This window comes from Streptomyces sp. AA1529 (assembly GCF_000280905.1).
Classification (GTDB): Bacteria; Actinomycetota; Actinomycetes; order Streptomycetales; family Streptomycetaceae; genus Streptomyces.
Genome location: NZ_ALAP01000008.1, coordinates 109,594 through 125,102, shown reverse-complemented (window position 1 = coordinate 125,102; position 15,509 = coordinate 109,594). Strand labels below are relative to the sequence as shown.

Here is a 15,509-nt window from a genome sequence, read left to right as displayed (position 1 = left end):
TCGGCGCCGTCGGGTCGAGGGGGCCGGCCCGCCCGCGGCGCGGGCGGGCCGGCGTTCACCAGCGGTATCCCGGGTAGGCCGCCGGGGCGCCGGTGGAGACGATCTCGCGGCCCAGCGGCATCAGCGAGATCGGGACCATCTTGAAGTGCGCCAGTCCGAAGGGGATGCCGATGAGGGTGAGGCACAGGCCCACTCCCAGCGTGATGTGGCCGAGGGTGAGCCAGATGCCCGCGAAGACGAGCCAGACGATGTTCCCGGCACCGGACGCGGCGCCGGCTCCGGGGCGCTGTACGACGGTTCTGCCGAACGGCCACAGGGCGTAGGCGGCGATGCGGAAGCAGGCCAGGCCCCAGGGCACCGTGATGATGAGCACACAGCAGATGAGTCCGGCCAGGACGTAGCCCAGGGCCATCCACAAGCCGGAGAAGATCAGCCAGATGAGATTGAGGAGGGTCTTCACCCGGGCCAGCCTGCCATCTTCTCCAGCCGGGCGACACGTTCCGCCATCGGAGGATGGGTGGAGAAAAGTTTCGTCATACCGCCCTCGCCGCGGCGGAACGGGTTGGCGATCATCAGGTGGCTCGCCGTCTCCAGCCGCGGCTCGGGCGGCAGCGGCAGCTGGGCCGTGCCGGCCTCCAGCTTGCGCAGGGCCGAAGCGAGCGCCAGGGGGTCCCCGGTGAGCTGCGCCCCGGAGGCGTCCGCCTCGTACTCGCGGGAGCGGGAGACGGCCAACTGGATGAGGGAGGCCGCGAGCGGGCCCAGCAGCATGATCAGCAGCATCCCGACCAGACCGGGCCCCTCGTCGTCGTCGGCGCGCCCCACCGGGATCAGCCAGGCGAAGTTGACGAGGAAGAGCACCACCGAGGCGAGAGCGCCCGCGACGGAGGAGATGAGGATGTCCCGGTTGTGGACGTGGCTCAGCTCGTGGCCCAGAACTCCGCGCAGCTCGCGTTCGTCCAGCAGCCGCAGGATGCCGTCGGTGCAGCACACCGCGGCGTTGCGCGGGTTGCGTCCGGTGGCGAAGGCGTTGGGTGCCTGGGTGGGCGAGAGGTAGAGCCGCGGCATGGGCTGGCGGGCGGCTGTGGACAGCTCCCGGACCATGCGGTAGAGCTGCGGCGCCTCGAACTCGCTGACCGGGCGGGCGCGCATGGCGCGCAGTGCGAGCTTGTCGCTGTTCCAGTAGGCGTAGGCGTTGGTGCCCAGCGCGACCAGCAGTGCGACGACCAGGCCCGTGGTGCCGAAGAAGCTCCCGATGACGACGATGAGAGCGGACAGCCCTCCCAGGAGCAGGGCTGTCCTCAGCCCGTTGTGCCGGCGGTGCACGGTACGCCCTCCAGATGGTGCTGCGGAGCCCTGACCCGGGCAGACCTTCCGCCCTCAGCAACCCCGTCCAGTGGACCCTCCCTTTTGCGTCAACGGAGAGCGGGCGTTCTCAGTTCCCTCCGGGTCCTCCCGTCGGCGTTCCGCCCGAACGTTTCCGCCGGGCCGGCGCGTCCCGGCGCACCGCGCCGCGCGCGGTCAGAAGAGCGCGGCGGTGGTGAACCGGAGCACGAGCTGCGGCGCGCCGGAGGTGGCCAGCGCGAGCGCCCCGGTCAGCGCGAGGGTCGCGGTGAGCGGGGCGGAGAGCCGCGGGAGGGCCGGGCGGGGCTCAGCCGTCCGCTGCTGGTCCGCGGCGGGGCGGAAGAGCAGCGCGGTCCAGGTCAGGTAGTAGACGAGCGCGACCACGACGTTGAGCGCCATGACGACGGCGAGCCAGCCCAGCCCCGCGTCCACGGCGGACTGGAAGACGGCGACCTTGGCGAACAGGCCGACGACGCCCGGCGGCAGTCCGGCCAGGCACAGCAGGAAGAACGCGAGGGCCGCGGCGGCGACCGGGCGGGTGTGGACCAGGCCGCGGAAGTCGTCGAGGCGGCCGTCCGCACCGGAGGGCCGGACCGCGGCGACGACGGCGAAGGCGCCCAGGTTCACGACGGCGTACATCAGGGCGTAGGCGAGCGTGGTGCCGACCGCCCGGTCCGGCTCGTCCGCGTACCCGGCGGCGGCGATGGGGACCAGCAGATAGCCCGCCTGTCCGACCGAGGACCAGGCGAGGAGCCGGACGGCACCGTGCGCCCGGTCGGTGCGCTGCCGCAGCGCGCCCAGGTTGCCGACGCTCATGGTCAGCGCGGCGAGTACGGCGAGCGCGGGCCCCCAGGCATCCGCGTACGAGGGGAAGGCCCGCACGGCGACCAGGATCAGTCCGGAGAAGCCCGCGGCCTTGCCGATGACCGACAGATAGGCGGCCACCGGCACCGGGGCGCCCACATAGGTGTCGGGGACCCAGAAGTGGAAGGGTGCCGCGGCGGTCTTGAAGGCGAAGCCGACCATGGTCAGCGCCACGCCGGTGGCCGCGAGGGTGCTCAGCCGGCTGTCGGTCCCGGGCAGCGCCTCGGCGACGGTGCTCAGATGCATGCTGCCGGTGGCGGCGTAGACGAAGCTGACGCCCAGCAGCATCACGGCGGTGGCGACCACGGAGGAGAGGAAGAACTTCAGCGCGGCCTCGGACGAGAGCCGCTCGCCGCGCCGCAGGCCGACCAGCGCGAAGGCCGGGAGCGAGGCGACCTCCAGGGCGACGACGAGCGTCGCCAAGTCGCGCGCGGCGGGCAGCAGGGCGGCACCGGCGGCGGAGGAGAGCAGCAGGAACCAGAACTCCCCCGCGGGCAGCCGCTCCCGGCGGACCGCGGTCATGGACAGCAGCGCGGTGACGAGGGCGCCGCCCAGGACGAGGAGCTGGACGGTGAGGGTGAAGGTGTCGGCGACGTAGCTGCACGCGCGCGTGCCGGAGGTGAGGCAGAAGGTGGCGCGGTCCTCGCCGACGAGCGGGACGAGGGCCAGCCCGGCGAGGGCGAGCGCGGCGGCGGACACCACGCCGAGCAGCCCCTTGTGCCGTTCGGCCAGGAAGAGTTCGGCCACGAGCACGACCAGCGCGGCCACGGCGACGAGGGCGGGTGGCGCGACGGCGGCCCAGTCGATGCTCTGCACGAGGCCGGTGCCCTGGGCGAGGTCGGCGCGCGGCGCCGTCCGGGTGAGGCCGGGCGCGGCCTGTCCGGCGGTGAGCGCTGTCATCGGGAGCGCGGTCATCGGGCCACTCCTGGCAGGAGGTTCTGTACGGCCGGCTCCATCAGGCCCAGGAGGGCTCCGGGCCACAGTCCGGCGACGAGGGTCAGGACGACCAGCGGGGTCCAGGCGGCGAACTCGTGGGCGCGCATGTCCGGCACCGTGGCGAGCGCTTCGGGCCGGACCTCGGCCGGGTCGCCCATGCAGACCCGGCGGACGACCTGGAGCAGATACCCGGCGGTCAGCAGGGTGCCCAGGGCGCCGAGGGCGAGGAAGACCAGGAAGGCGGACCGGCTCAGTCCGGGCGCCGGATGGTAGGCGCCCAGCAGGGCCAGCAGCTCTCCCCAGAACCCGGCCAGTCCGGGCAGTCCCAGGGAGGCCACCGCGCCGAAGGCGAGCAGCCCGCCGAGCCGCGGCGCCCGGCCGTAGAGGGCGCCGCCGGTGGTTCCGGCCAGGGCGTCGAGGTCGCCGGTGCCGGTGCGGTCCTTGACCGCGCCGACGAGGAAGAACAGCAGCCCGGTGATCAGGCCGTGGGCGAGGTTCGCGTACAGCGCGCCGTTGACCCCGGTGCGGGTGAGCGTGGCGATGCCCAGCAGGACGAAGCCCATGTGGCCCACCGAGGAGTAGGCGATCAGCCGCTTGAGGTCGCCCTTGGCGCCCCGGCGCGCGAGGGCGAGGCAGACGAGCGAGCCGTAGAGGATGCCCGCGACGGCGAACGCCGCCAGATAGGGCGCGAAGGTGTGCGCGCCTTCGGGGACGCCGGGCAGCAGGATCCGCACGAACCCGTAGGTGCCCATCTTCAGCAGCACTCCGGCCAGCAGCACGGAGCCCACCGTGGGTGCCGCCGTGTGGGCGTCCGGGAGCCAGCTGTGCAGCGGCCACATGGGCGCTTTGACCGCGAGTCCGACGCCGATGGCCAGGGCCGCGACCGCCTGGGTGGTGTGGCCGAGGCCGGAGCCGTGCGCCTGGGCGAGCCGCACCATGTCGAACGTTCCGGCGTTCAGGCCGAGCACCAGCAGTCCGAGCAGCAGCACGACGGAGCCGAGCAGCGTGTAGAGCACGAACTTCCACGCCGCCGGTCCCCGGCCGGCGCCGCCCCACCGGGCGATCAGGAAGTACATCGGGACGAGCACCGTCTCGAACGCCAGGAAGAACAGCACCAGGTCGAGCACCGCGAAGGTGGCGAGGGTGCCGCACTCCAGCAGGAGCAGCAGCGCGACCAGGCCCTTGGGTCCGGGCCCCGGCGGCCGCTTCGCGTAGCAGTGCAGCGCGCACAGGAACGACAGCAGCGCGGTGAGGACGAGCAGCGGCAGCGAGACGCCGTCGGTCCCCAGGTGCAGCCGGACCCCCAGTGCGGGGATCCAGTCGGCGTTCGTCTCGGCCTGCATGGTGCCGGGGCGGTCGTGGTCGAAGCCGAGGGCCAGCAGGACCGCGAGGACGAGTACGGCGCCGGTGACGGTCACCCCGTGCCGCAGCACGGCCTGCTCGGGGCTGCGGCCGCGCAGGCCGGGCGGTGCGGGCAGCAGCGCGGCGGCCGCTCCGAGCAGCGGCAGGGCGACGACGGCGATCAGGAGCGCCTGCAGGACAGTGTCGTCGAGCGGGATCACGTCACGCCCCTCCGTTTCCGGTCATGGCCACCACGGCGATGACGGCGAGCGCCAGGGAGCCCGTCAGCAGCGCGCCGAGGTAGGTCTGCACGTTGCCCGTCTGGGCCCGCCGGACGGCGGCGCCCAGCAGGCGCGGGGTGCGTCCGGCGGCTGCCACGTAGGTGTCGACGACCGCGCTGTCCAGGAAGCGCACCAGCCCGGCCGCGCCCTGGACGGGGCGTACGACCACGGCGCGGTAGAGCGCGTCCAGATGGAATCCGGCCGCCGCGTGCCGGTGCAGCGGCCCCAGCAGCAGCACGCCGGGGTCGGCGTCGTGTTCGGGGTGGAGGGCGGCGAGCGCGCTGCTGTGCCGCCAGGTGGCGTAGGTGAGCAGGCCGCCGACCAGGGCGACGCCGGTGGCGAGCACGGAGGTGGCCGGCGTGGGGGTGAGGGAGGCGCCGTCGAACCAGCGGGGCAGTACGGGGAAGGCGATGCCCAGGGCGAGGGTGGGCAGCGCGAGCGTCCACAGGACGAGGTTCATGACGGCCGGGGCGGGGCGGTGCTCGTCGTGGCCGGGGTGCCGGTGCACGGGGCCGGGGGTGGCGAGTTCCGTCTCGGGCGCCTGCTGCGGCACCTCTTCGGGTACGTGTTCGGCGACCTTCTCGCCGGTGACGGCGAGCGGCGCGACGGCGGGGCCGCCCCGGAAGGCGAGCAGCCACAGCCGAGCCGCGTAGGCGGCGGTCAGCAGCGCGGTGACCAGTCCGGCGGCCAGGACGATCCAGCCGGCGCCCGCGGGCACCGCGTGCGCCCCGGCGAACGGGGGATGCGCATCGCCGAAGGCGGCGTGCTCGGCCGCCGCCAGCACGGCTTCCTTGGAGAAGAACCCGGAGAACGGCGGGATCGCGGCGAGGGCCAGCAGGGCGATGGTCATCGTCCAGTAGGCGTCGGGGACGCGCCGGGCGATCCCGCCCGTGCGGGCCATCACCGTCAGCGAGTTGGTGCCGGCCGCGTGGATGACCACCCCGGCGGCCAGGAACAGCAGCGCCTTGAACGCGCCGTGCACCAGCAGGTGGAAGACGGCCGCGCCGCGGTCGGCGACGGCCAGTGCGCCGGCCATGTAGGCGAGCTGGCTGATGGTCGAGTAGGCGAGGACGCGTTTGATGTCGTCCTGCGCGAGTGCGGCGAGTGCCGAGCCGGTCATGGTGAGCGCCGCCAGCACCGCGAGGACGAGCAGTGCGGCGGCGGAGGCGGTGAAGACGGGCAGCAGCCGGGCCACGAAGTAGACGCCCGCCGCGACCATGGTGGCGGCGTGGATCAGCGCGGAGACGGGGGTGGGGCCCGCCATCGCGTCCGGCAGCCAGGAGTGCAGCGGCAGCAGCGCCGACTTCCCCGCGACCCCGGCGAGCAGCAGCAGGGCGATCACCGTGGGGTGGGTCAGCTCGTACCCGGAGAGGCTGGAGGTGAGGCGGGTGACGACGGTGCTGATGCGGAAGCTGCCGGCCTCCGAGGCCAGCGCCAGGATGCCGATCAGGAACGGCACATCGCCCAGCTTGGTGACCAGGAACGCCTTGAGGGAGGCGGCACGCGCCGCCGGGGTCTCCCAGTAGTGCCCGACCAGGAAGTAGGAGCAGATGCCCATGACCTCCCAGCCGACGAGCAGCACGATCAGGTCGTCGCTGTAGACCACGAGGAACATCGCGGCCGTGAAGAGCGAGACCAGCGCGGCATAGGAGGCGTAGCGCGGGTCGTCGCGCAGGTAGCCGGAGGAGTAGAGCTGCACGCAGGTGGCGACGGCTCCGACGAGGACGGCGACCAGGACCGCGAAGCCGTCGAGGTTGAGCGCCAGCTGGAGGGGGAGCGCGTCGTTGCCGGTGGGTGCGAGTTCGGTGGCCGCACGCAGCGCCGGGCCGCCTCCCTGGCGGGCCGCGACGACGACGGCGAGGACCGCGGCGGCGAGGGTGGGCAGGACCGCGAGCGGGCGGACGAAGCCGGGGGCGCGGCGGCCGAGGAGCAGCCCGGCGAGCGCACCGAGCGCCGGGAGGACGGGGACCAGCGCTGCGAGTGTCGTGGTGCTCACGCGTGCCGCCTCCCTGCGGCGGGGCTCTGGACCTGCCGGTCGGAGCCGCTCTCGGCGTCGTTGTCGGTGGCGGGTGCCGGACTCTTCTCCTCGCGTGGACCGCCGCCGCCCGCTGCCGGGCCGTCGCTCTCGCGGAGGTCCCGGAGTCCGTCGATGTCGGAGCTGCCGCGGTTGCGGTGGACGAGCAGGACGATCGCCAGCCCGATGCCGATCTCGGCCGCGGCGATCGCGATGGTGAAGAGGGTGAGTGCCTGGCCCGCGTGCAGGGTGTCGCGGAGCCAGACGTCGAAGGCGACGAGGTTGATGTTGACGGCGTTGAGCATCAGTTCGACGGCCATCAGGACGAGGATGGCGTTCCGGCGTGCGAGGACGCCGTAGAGGCCGACGCAGAAGAGGAGGACGGCGAGTACCGCGGGATAGGCGAGGTGCATCAGCGCTCACCGGCCCTGGTGCGCCCGGGAGGGAGGTCGCGGTCGCCGTCGCGGCGGGAGAGGACGACGGCGCCGACGAGCGCGGCGAGCAGGAGCACCGAGAGCGCCTCGAAGGGCAGCACCCAGTGCCGGAAGAGGGCGGTGCCGGTGACCTCGGAGGAGCCGCTGCCGGGACCCGCGGGGTCCGCCAGGTCGATCCAGGTGGCGCGGAAGGCGTCGACGACGACGGTCACCAGGGTGGCCGCCGCCGCGAGGGAGACGGCGAGCGCCACCCACCGGTTGCCGGAGTCCGCGTCGGGTGAGCGCCCGATGGGGGCCCTGGTCAGCATGAGTCCGAAGAGGAGAAGGACGACGACGGAGCCGACGTAGATCAGCACCTGCACCCAGGCGATGAACTCGGCGGTCAGCAGGAGGTATTCGACGGCGACCCCGCCGAGCGCGACGACCAGCCACAGCGCGGCGTGCACCAGCTGTTCGGTGGTCACGGTGGCCAGGGCCGCGCCGAGGGTGACGAGCCCGACGAGCACGAAGACGATCTCCACCCCGGAGGGGGAGAGAAAGCCGTGGTGGTCGGCGGCCACGTGCGTGGCGGCGCTTCGCGCGAGAGCGTTCACTCGGCACCGCCCCGCGTGTCCTGGTCCTTCGGGGTCCGGTCCGTCGCCTCCGGGTCCGGGGTCGGGGGCGGCTGCCCGGCAGGTGCGGCGGTCTCCTCGGCGGGGTGTTCGCGGTGCGCGGCGAGCATGTCGGCCTCGGCCACCTGCGTGGCCTTCTCGGCGGCCTTGCGGGCGGCGGCCACCTCCTTGGCCTCCTCCGCGCTCTCGTCCAGCGGCGGCGGCTCGGGCACGGTCCACATCCACTCGCGGAGGGTGTCCCGTTCGTGGGTCAGCTCACGGATGTCGGTCTCCGCGTACTCGAACTCCGGCGACCAGAACAGCGCGTCGAAGGGGCACACCTCGATGCAGATACCGCAGTACATGCACAGGGCGAAGTCGATGGCGAACCGGTCCAGGACATTGCGGCTGCGCTCCCGGCCGCCCGGCGCGGCGGGAGGCACCGTCTCCTTGTGCGAGTCGATGTAGATGCACCAGTCCGGGCACTCGCGGGCGCAGAGCATGCAGACGGTGCAGTTCTCCTCGAACAGGCCGATGACCCCGCGGCTGCGGGGCGGCAGTTCGGGCTGGGTGTCCGGGTAGTGCTCGGTGACCGAGCGCCGGGTCATGGTCCGGAGCGTGACGGCCAGGCCCTTGGCCAGCCCGGAGCCGAACACTCCGCGCCGCGCGCCGGGCCGCTCGGCGGGCGTGCCCGCGGAAGAGGCGTGGGACACGGCTACATCACCACCTTGACGACACCCGTGAGGGCGATCTGGAAGAGGGCGAGCGGGACGAGGGCCGTCCAGGCCAGCCGCTGGATCTGGTCCTCGCGCAGCCGGGGGTAGCTGACCCGCAGCCAGATCACCCCGAAGGCGAGGACGCCGGTCTTGAGCAGCATCCACAGCCAGCCCAGGCCGTCCGCGAAGGGACCGTGCCAGCCGCCGAGGAAGAGCACGGCGGTCAGCGCGGAGAGGACGACGATGCCCGCGTACTCGGCGAGCAGGAAGAGCGCGAACCGCAGCCCGGTGTACTCGGTGTACGCGCCGAAGATGATCTCCGAGTCGGCGATCGGCGCGTCGAACGGCGGGCGCTGGAGCTCGGCGAGGCCCGCGGTGAAGAAGACCACCGCCCCCACCGCCTGCCACGGCAGCCACCACCACTCCCACACCCCGAGGATCCCGGGCAGCGAGAGGGTGCCGGCCGCCATGGTGACGGACGCGGCGGCCAGCAGCATCGGCAGCTCGTAGGCCAGCAGCTGGGCCGCGGTCCGCAACCCGCCCAGCAGCGAGAACTTGTTGGCCGACGCCCAGCCGCCCATCAGCGAGCCGAGGATGCCGACGCCCATCACGGCCAGCACGAAGAAGATCCCGGCGTCCAGGACCTGTACCACACCGCCGTCGGGTGCCACCGGGATCGCGACGAGGACGAGCAGATACGGGATCAGGGCGAGGGCCGGAGCGAGCTGGAAGATCCGCCGGTCGGCGCCCTCGGGGACGATGTCCTCCTTCTGCGCGAACTTCACCCCGTCGGCGACCAGCTGGGCCCAGCCGTGGAAGCCGCCCGCGTGCATCGGGCCGACCCGCCCCTGCATATGGGCCATGACCTTGTGCTCGGTCTGCCCGACCAGCAGCGGCAGCACGAGGAAGGAGAGCAGCACGGCCAGCAGCCGCACCGCGACGTCGACGGCGTCCATCAGGCTCCGTCCCCCTCGTGACGGTCCCGTTCGGGGTCCCGTTCGGGGTCCCGTTCGGGGTCGCGCTCCCGACGGACCCGGTCGGTGTCCGGCCCCTGGTCCCCGCCGGTGCGGGAAGCCGGATCGCGTTCGTCGCGGGAGGCCTGGCCGCCTTCGGAACCCGGTGCCGGGTCGCCTCCGGTGCCCGGTGCCGGGTCGCCTCCGGTGCCCGGTGCCGGGTCGCCTCCGGTGCCCGGTGCCGGGTCGCCTTCGGAACCCGGTGCCGGGTCGCCTTCGGAACCCGGTGCCGGGTCGCCTTCGGTGCCCGGTGCCGGATCCGGGCCGGGGTCCGCTGCCGGGTCCTGGGCGGCGTCGGGGCTGCCGGAGGGTGCCGTCCCGTCGCCGCCGGAGGGGGCGGGCTGGTGCCAGGGGGCGTCGGTGGAACGCGGTGGGGCGGGAGCGGCGCTCTCGGCGCGGTCCGCGGCTCCGGGACGCTTCGCCGGGCGCTCCCGCTCCTCCGCAGACTGCTCCGGCTGCTCCGGCCGCTCCGGCCGCTCCGGCTGCTCCGGCCGCTCCGGCTGCTCCGGCTGCTCCGCCGCGGGCTTCCCCGGTTCCGCCGCCGCGGGCGTCTCCGGCTCCGCCGCGCGCTGCGACGCCGAGCCGGCACTCGCGCTGCGGGTGCGCCGCGGGCCGCGCGAGGAATCCGGTGCCGCCTCCGTGTCCTGCTGGGAGGCCGAACCGGCGCGGGCGCTGCGAGTGCGGCGCGGGGTGTCGCCCGCGGCGCGGCGGGTGCGTTCGCGGGTGGGGGCCGGGGGGAGCTGGCCCTTGAGCGGTCCCCACTCGTTGGGGTCGGGGACGCCCGGGGGGAGCATCTGGCGGCGCTTGGGTCCGCCGTGCCCGGACTCGCCGGGCTCCTTCGCGCCGGGCCAGGCCTTGGCGACCCGGGCCGCGAGGACGAAGTCCTTGCGCAGCGGGTGCCCCTCGAAGGAGTCGGGCAGCAGCAGCGGCACGAGGTGCGGATGGCCGGGGAAGTCGATGCCGAACATCTCGTGGGTCTCCCGCTCGTGCCAGGCCGCACCGGCGTAGACCCCGGTGGCGGTGGGCAGCGCGGGCGCCTGGTGGGGCAGCGTCGTGCGCAGGACCAGGCGGCGGACGCCGCGGCCCGCCGCGGGCAGCGCCACCAGGTGCGCGCACACCCGGATGCCGGTGCCGGGCTCGTCGACGGCGCTGAGCCAGTCGAAGTAGGTGCAGCCGAGTTCGTCGCGGGCCGCGGTCAGCGCGGCGATCCAGGCGTCGGCCGGTACGTCGGCGGTGAGCAGCCCGTAGGCGTCCTCGGCCGTCGCGCCCGCGCCGAGGAGCTCCTCGGCCGACCGCGGCAGCCAGCCGGGGTGCTGGGGCGGCTCGGTCACCGTCCGTCCTCCTCCGGGTCGCCGCCCGGGTCCGCCTGCGGCCCGGCGGACGCCGCGGGCGGGGCGACCAGGCCGCTGGTGAGCGCGCCGGCGGAGGCCGCGGCCGCGTCGCGTCCCGCGTAGCGGTCGGCGGTGGACTCGGCGGCGATCTTCTCCTGGAGCTTGAGCACGCCCTGGAGCAGCGCCTCGGGCCGGGGCGGGCAGCCGGGCACGTAGACGTCGACGGGGATGATCTGGTCGACGCCCTTGGTGACCGCGTAGGAGTCCCAGTAGGGGCCGCCGCAGTTGGAGCACGCGCCGAAGGAGATGACGTACTTGGGTTCCGGCATCTGCTCGTAGAGGCGCTTGACCGCGGGTGCCATCTTGTCGGTGACCGTGCCGGAGACGACCATCAGGTCGGCCTGCCGGGGGCCGGGGGCGAAGGGGATGACACCGAGCCGGATGAAGTCGTGGCGTGCCATGGAGGCGGCGATGAACTCGATGGCGCAGCAGGCCAGCCCGAAGTTGAAGACCCAGAGGCTGTAGCGGCGGCCCCAGTTGAGGACCACCTTCATCGGTTCGGGTGCCAGCCGGGAGAGCAGCCCGAGCTGGGACCGCCCCTCGGCGCGCGGCACCGCGGCGGAAGCCGGTGCCGGGGCGGAGGTCGGGGTGTTCGTTACGTCCATTCCAGGACGCCCTTCTTGTACGCGTAGAGCAGGCCGACGGCCAGGAAGCCGAGGAAGACGAACATCTCCGCGAGCGTGGTGGCGCCGTAGCCGGGCGCTGCGAACACCGTCGACCAGGGGAACAGGAAGACGGAGTCGACGGCGAAGACGACGTAGAGGAAGGCGTACACGTAGTAGCGGACCTGGGTGTGCGCCCAGCCCTCGCCGACGGGGTCGACACCGCACTCGTAGGTCAGCATCTTCTCGGGGGTGGGGACCACCGGCCGCAGCAGCCGTCCGGCGGCGAATGCCGCGCCGACGAAGAGCACGCCGACGACGGCTACCAGCCCGACGACCGTGTAGCCGTGGAAGTAGTCCGGCACGCCTGCCCCGTCCTGAGTGTCGGTGTGTACGTTCGAGGATCTGTACGCACGGAGTGTAGGCCCTACGGGAGTCGCCGAGGACGGCCGCGTCACACTCGCGGGCCTCTCCCGCGGGGCCCGGCCGACGCCGCCCGGCCCCGCCGGCCCGGATCCGGAGCCGCCGCCTCCGGTGGCGCTCCGACGCCGTCTCCGGCGCCGTCTCCGGCACCCGTGCCCGGTGGCCTCCCCGGCTCCGCCCCGCAGCGTTCGCTCTTTCCGATGGTGATCCGCGTCACGTCGGGGCGGGGTGCGGCCCGCCGCCCGTTCGAGGAGCACTCCAGCAGGGAGGCGGAGTCTGGCGGCACGGCGTACTCCGTGGCGGCAGCAGCGCAGCCAGATGTCTCAAAAAATCTGTCCACGATGGGAACAGCCACGGGAAGGCAACCCTTAGCAACGTACGATGGCAGGCGAGCCGCCGCCTTGAGGGAGGTCCGATCCACCGTGACCAGTCAGGTCAGCAGCCCAGCCGGGCCACAGTCCGACCCCGAGGGGGGCCGGGACAGCGGACGGGACAAAGAGGTCCGGCGCCTGGACCGGGTGATCATCCGGTTCGCGGGAGACTCCGGCGACGGCATGCAGCTCACCGGAGACCGCTTCACATCCGAGACGGCCTCGTTCGGCAACGACCTGTCGACGCTGCCGAACTTCCCGGCCGAGATCCGCGCCCCCGCGGGCACCCTGCCGGGCGTCTCCAGCTTCCAGCTGCACTTCGCCGACCACGACATCCTGACGCCGGGCGACGCCCCGGACGTGCTGGTGGCGATGAACCCCGCCGCGCTCAAGGCGAACATCGCCGACGTGCCGCGCGGCGCCGAGATCATCGTGAACACGGACGAGTTCACCAAGCGCGCCATGGCGAAGGTCGGCTACGACGCCAGCCCGCTGGAGGACGGCTCGCTGGACGGCTACAGCGTCCACCCCGTGCCGCTGACGACGCTGACGGTCGAGGCGCTCAAGGACTACGAGCTGGGCCGCAAGGAGGCCGGGCGGTCCAAGAACATGTTCGCGCTGGGCCTGCTGTCGTGGATGTACAACCGGCCGACCGAGCAGACCGAGGCGTTCCTGCGGACGAAGTTCGCCAAGAAGCCGACGGTGGCCGAGGCGAACATCTCGGCCTTCCGCTCCGGGTGGAACTTCGGCGAGACGACGGAGGACTTCGCCGTCTCCTACGAGGTCGCTCCCGCCTCCGGCGCCTTCCCCGCCGGGACGTACCGGAACATCTCCGGCAATCTGGCGCTGTCCTACGGGCTGATCGCCGCGTCCCAGCAGGCGGACCTGCCGCTCTTCCTCGGCTCCTACCCGATCACCCCGGCCTCCGACGTGCTGCACGAGCTGAGCAAGCACAAGAACTTCGGCGTGCGCTCCTTCCAGGCCGAGGACGAGATCGCGGGAATCGGCGCCGCGCTCGGCGCGGCCTTCGGCGGTTCGCTCGCCGTCACCACCACCTCGGGGCCCGGTGTGGCGCTGAAGTCGGAGACCATCGGCCTGGCCGTCTCACTGGAGCTGCCGCTGCTGGTCGTCGACATCCAGCGCGGCGGCCCCTCCACCGGCCTGCCGACCAAGACCGAACAGGCCGACCTGCTACAGGCCATGTACGGGCGCAACGGTGAGGCGCCGGTGCCGATCGTGGCCCCGGCCACGCCGGCCGACTGCTTCACCGCGGCCCTGGACGCGGCGCGGATCGCACTCACCTACCGGACCCCGGTGTTCCTGCTCTCGGACGGCTATCTGGCCAACGGCTCCGAGCCGTGGCGGATCCCCGAGGTGGACGAGCTGCCCGACCTGCGCACCCTGTTCGCCACCGGGCCCAACCACGAGCTGGACGACGGCACCGAGGTCTTCTGGCCCTACAAGCGCGACCCGCACACCCTCGCCCGCCCGTGGGCCGTGCCCGGCACACCCGGGCTGGAGCACCGCATCGGCGGCATCGAGAAGCAGGACGGCACCGGCAACATCTCCTACGACCCGGCCAACCACGACTTCATGGTCCGCACCCGGCAGGCCAAGGTGGACGGCGTCGAGGTGCCGGACCTGGAGGTCAGCGACCCGGGCGGGAACGCCTCGCTGCTGGTGCTCGGCTGGGGCTCGACCTACGGCCCGATCACGGCCGCCGTACGCCGCGTCCGCAACGCCGGGGTCGAGATCGCGCAGGCCCATCTGCGCCACCTCAACCCGTTCCCGGAGAACCTCGGCGAGGTGCTGCGGCACTACGAGAAGGTCGTCGTACCGGAGATGAACCTCGGCCAGCTCGCCACCCTGCTCCGCGCCCGCTACCTGGTCGACGCGCAGTCGTACACGCAGGTCCGCGGCCTGCCGTTCAAGGCCGAGCAGCTCGCGACCGCACTCAAGGAGGCCATCGCACATGGCTGAGACGTCCCCCGGTCCCGCTGCGGAGACCGCCCGGACCCAGCAGAACGGCGCCCCCGCACCCGTGTCCGAGGCGCTGTCGCTGGTGCCGCGGGCGGTCGGCAAGCAGTCGATGAAGGACTTCAAGTCCGACCAGGAGGTCCGCTGGTGCCCCGGCTGCGGCGACTACGCGGTGCTCGCGGCCGTCCAGGGGTTCATGCCGGAGCTGGGCGTGGCGAAGGAGAACATCGTCTTCGTCTCCGGTATCGGCTGCTCCTCCCGCTTCCCGTACTACATGAACACCTACGGGATGCACTCCATCCACGGCCGCGCCCCGGCCATCGCCACCGGCCTGGCGGCCTCGCGGCGCGACCTGAGCGTCTGGGTGGTGACCGGTGACGGGGACGCGCTCTCCATCGGCGGCAACCACCTGATCCACGCGCTGCGGCGCAATGTGAACCTGAAGATCCTGCTGTTCAACAACCGGATCTACGGTCTGACGAAGGGGCAGTACAGCCCGACCTCGGAGGCCGGGAAGATCACCAAGTCCACGCCCATGGGATCGCTGGACGCGCCGTTCAACCCGGTCTCGCTGGCGCTGGGCGCCGAGGCGTCCTTCGTGGCCCGCACGGTCGACTCGGACCGCAAGCACCTCACCGGTGTGCTGCGAGCGGCGGCCGACCACCCGGGCTCGTCGCTGGTGGAGATCTACCAGAACTGCAACATCTTCAACGACGGCGCCTTCGAGGTCCTCAAGGACCAGGAACAGGCGAGAGAGGCCGTGATCCGGCTGGAGCACGGGGAGCCGATCCGCTTCGGCGCCCCCGCCGAGGACGGCCTCGGCTCCCAGGGCGTGGTCCGCGACCGGGCGACCGGCGACCTGCGGATCGTGGACGTCCGCGACGAGGGCACCGCCGAGGTGCTGGTGCACGACGCCCACGCCGCCTCGCCGACCACGGCGTTCGCGCTCTCCCGGCTCGCCGACCCGGACACGCTGCACCACACCCCCATCGGGGTGCTGCGCGACGTGCGGCGCCCGGTGTACGACACGGAGATGGCCGACCAGCTCGAACGTGCCGTCGAACAGAACGGCAAGGGCGACCTGTCCGCGCTGCTGCACGGCAACGACACCTGGACGGTCGTGGGCTGACCCCCGCGCGCCCCGGCGGCCCGGCACCCTCCCTGGGTGCCGGGCCGCTGTGCGTCTTCCGCTGTGCGTCTTCCGCTGTGCGTCTT

Annotated in this window: 14 protein-coding genes; 2 read left to right on the top strand and 12 right to left on the bottom strand. The window is 73.1% G+C overall.

Translation table 11 applies throughout. The features are described from left to right. Positions 1–55: 55 nt before the first annotated feature. The 12 genes from A949_RS0101290 to A949_RS0101235 all read right to left on the bottom strand — a co-directional run bounded on the left by A949_RS0101290 (position 56) and on the right by A949_RS0101235 (position 11,888). Positions 56–460: a YccF domain-containing protein gene (locus A949_RS0101290; protein WP_019354200.1), complete on the bottom strand. Its 405-nt coding sequence runs from the start codon at positions 458–460 to the stop codon at positions 56–58. Then, positions 457–1,323 carry a zinc metalloprotease HtpX gene (htpX, locus tag A949_RS0101285; RefSeq protein ID WP_019354199.1) on the bottom strand — a complete coding sequence of 289 codons (867 nt, stop codon included), beginning with the start codon at positions 1,321–1,323 and terminating at the stop codon, positions 457–459. Before htpX ends, A949_RS0101290 begins: the two co-directional genes overlap by 4 nt. Before the next feature lie 195 nt (positions 1,324–1,518). Next, the gene (locus A949_RS0101280) at positions 1,519–3,120 is read right to left on the bottom strand and encodes an NADH-quinone oxidoreductase subunit N (RefSeq protein WP_019354198.1); all 1,602 of its coding nucleotides are present in this window, start codon (positions 3,118–3,120) and stop codon (positions 1,519–1,521) included. Then, complete coding sequence (locus A949_RS0101275) at positions 3,117–4,703, bottom strand: complex I subunit 4 family protein (protein ID WP_019354197.1); 1,587 nt, start codon at positions 4,701–4,703, stop codon at positions 3,117–3,119. The genes A949_RS0101280 and A949_RS0101275 overlap by 4 nt, the downstream gene beginning before the upstream one ends. A 1-nt stretch (position 4,704) precedes the next feature. Then, on the bottom strand, positions 4,705–6,759 hold the full coding sequence (locus tag A949_RS0101270; RefSeq protein ID WP_019354196.1) for an NADH-quinone oxidoreductase subunit 5 family protein: 2,055 nt from the start codon (positions 6,757–6,759) through the stop codon (positions 4,705–4,707). Next, the gene (gene nuoK, locus A949_RS0101265) at positions 6,756–7,190 is read right to left on the bottom strand and encodes an NADH-quinone oxidoreductase subunit NuoK (RefSeq protein ID WP_019354195.1); all 435 of its coding nucleotides are present in this window, start codon (positions 7,188–7,190) and stop codon (positions 6,756–6,758) included. Before nuoK ends, A949_RS0101270 begins: the two co-directional genes overlap by 4 nt. Then, a complete protein-coding gene (locus tag A949_RS0101260; protein WP_019354194.1) occupies positions 7,190–7,804 on the bottom strand; it encodes an NADH-quinone oxidoreductase subunit J family protein in 615 nt (204 codons plus the stop codon). The genes nuoK and A949_RS0101260 overlap by 1 nt, the downstream gene beginning before the upstream one ends. Next, positions 7,801–8,409: a 4Fe-4S binding protein gene (locus A949_RS0101255; protein ID WP_051019357.1), complete on the bottom strand. Its 609-nt coding sequence runs from the start codon at positions 8,407–8,409 to the stop codon at positions 7,801–7,803. Before A949_RS0101255 ends, A949_RS0101260 begins: the two co-directional genes overlap by 4 nt. 107 nt (positions 8,410–8,516) lie before the next feature. Then, positions 8,517–9,473 carry an NADH-quinone oxidoreductase subunit H gene (locus tag A949_RS0101250; protein WP_019354192.1) on the bottom strand — a complete coding sequence of 319 codons (957 nt, stop codon included), beginning with the start codon at positions 9,471–9,473 and terminating at the stop codon, positions 8,517–8,519. Then, positions 9,473–10,861 (bottom strand): NADH-quinone oxidoreductase subunit C, encoded by a 1,389-nt coding sequence (locus A949_RS38785; RefSeq protein ID WP_019354191.1) that lies wholly within the window; start codon positions 10,859–10,861, stop codon positions 9,473–9,475. The genes A949_RS0101250 and A949_RS38785 overlap by 1 nt, the downstream gene beginning before the upstream one ends. Further along, a complete protein-coding gene (locus A949_RS0101240; RefSeq protein ID WP_019354190.1) occupies positions 10,858–11,526 on the bottom strand; it encodes an NADH-quinone oxidoreductase subunit B in 669 nt (222 codons plus the stop codon). The genes A949_RS38785 and A949_RS0101240 overlap by 4 nt, the downstream gene beginning before the upstream one ends. Then, positions 11,517–11,888 carry an NADH-quinone oxidoreductase subunit A gene (locus A949_RS0101235; RefSeq protein WP_019354189.1) on the bottom strand — a complete coding sequence of 124 codons (372 nt, stop codon included), beginning with the start codon at positions 11,886–11,888 and terminating at the stop codon, positions 11,517–11,519. The genes A949_RS0101240 and A949_RS0101235 overlap by 10 nt, the downstream gene beginning before the upstream one ends. 480 nt (positions 11,889–12,368) lie before the next feature. Here A949_RS0101235 and A949_RS0101230 point away from each other — a divergent pair, with 480 nt between their 5' ends. Further along, positions 12,369–14,297: a 2-oxoacid:acceptor oxidoreductase subunit alpha gene (locus A949_RS0101230; protein WP_019354188.1), complete on the top strand. Its 1,929-nt coding sequence runs from the start codon at positions 12,369–12,371 to the stop codon at positions 14,295–14,297. Continuing rightward, positions 14,290–15,423 (top strand): thiamine pyrophosphate-dependent enzyme, encoded by a 1,134-nt coding sequence (locus tag A949_RS0101225; RefSeq protein ID WP_019354187.1) that lies wholly within the window; start codon positions 14,290–14,292, stop codon positions 15,421–15,423. Before A949_RS0101230 ends, A949_RS0101225 begins: the two co-directional genes overlap by 8 nt. The last annotated feature ends 86 nt before the right edge of the window (positions 15,424–15,509 follow it).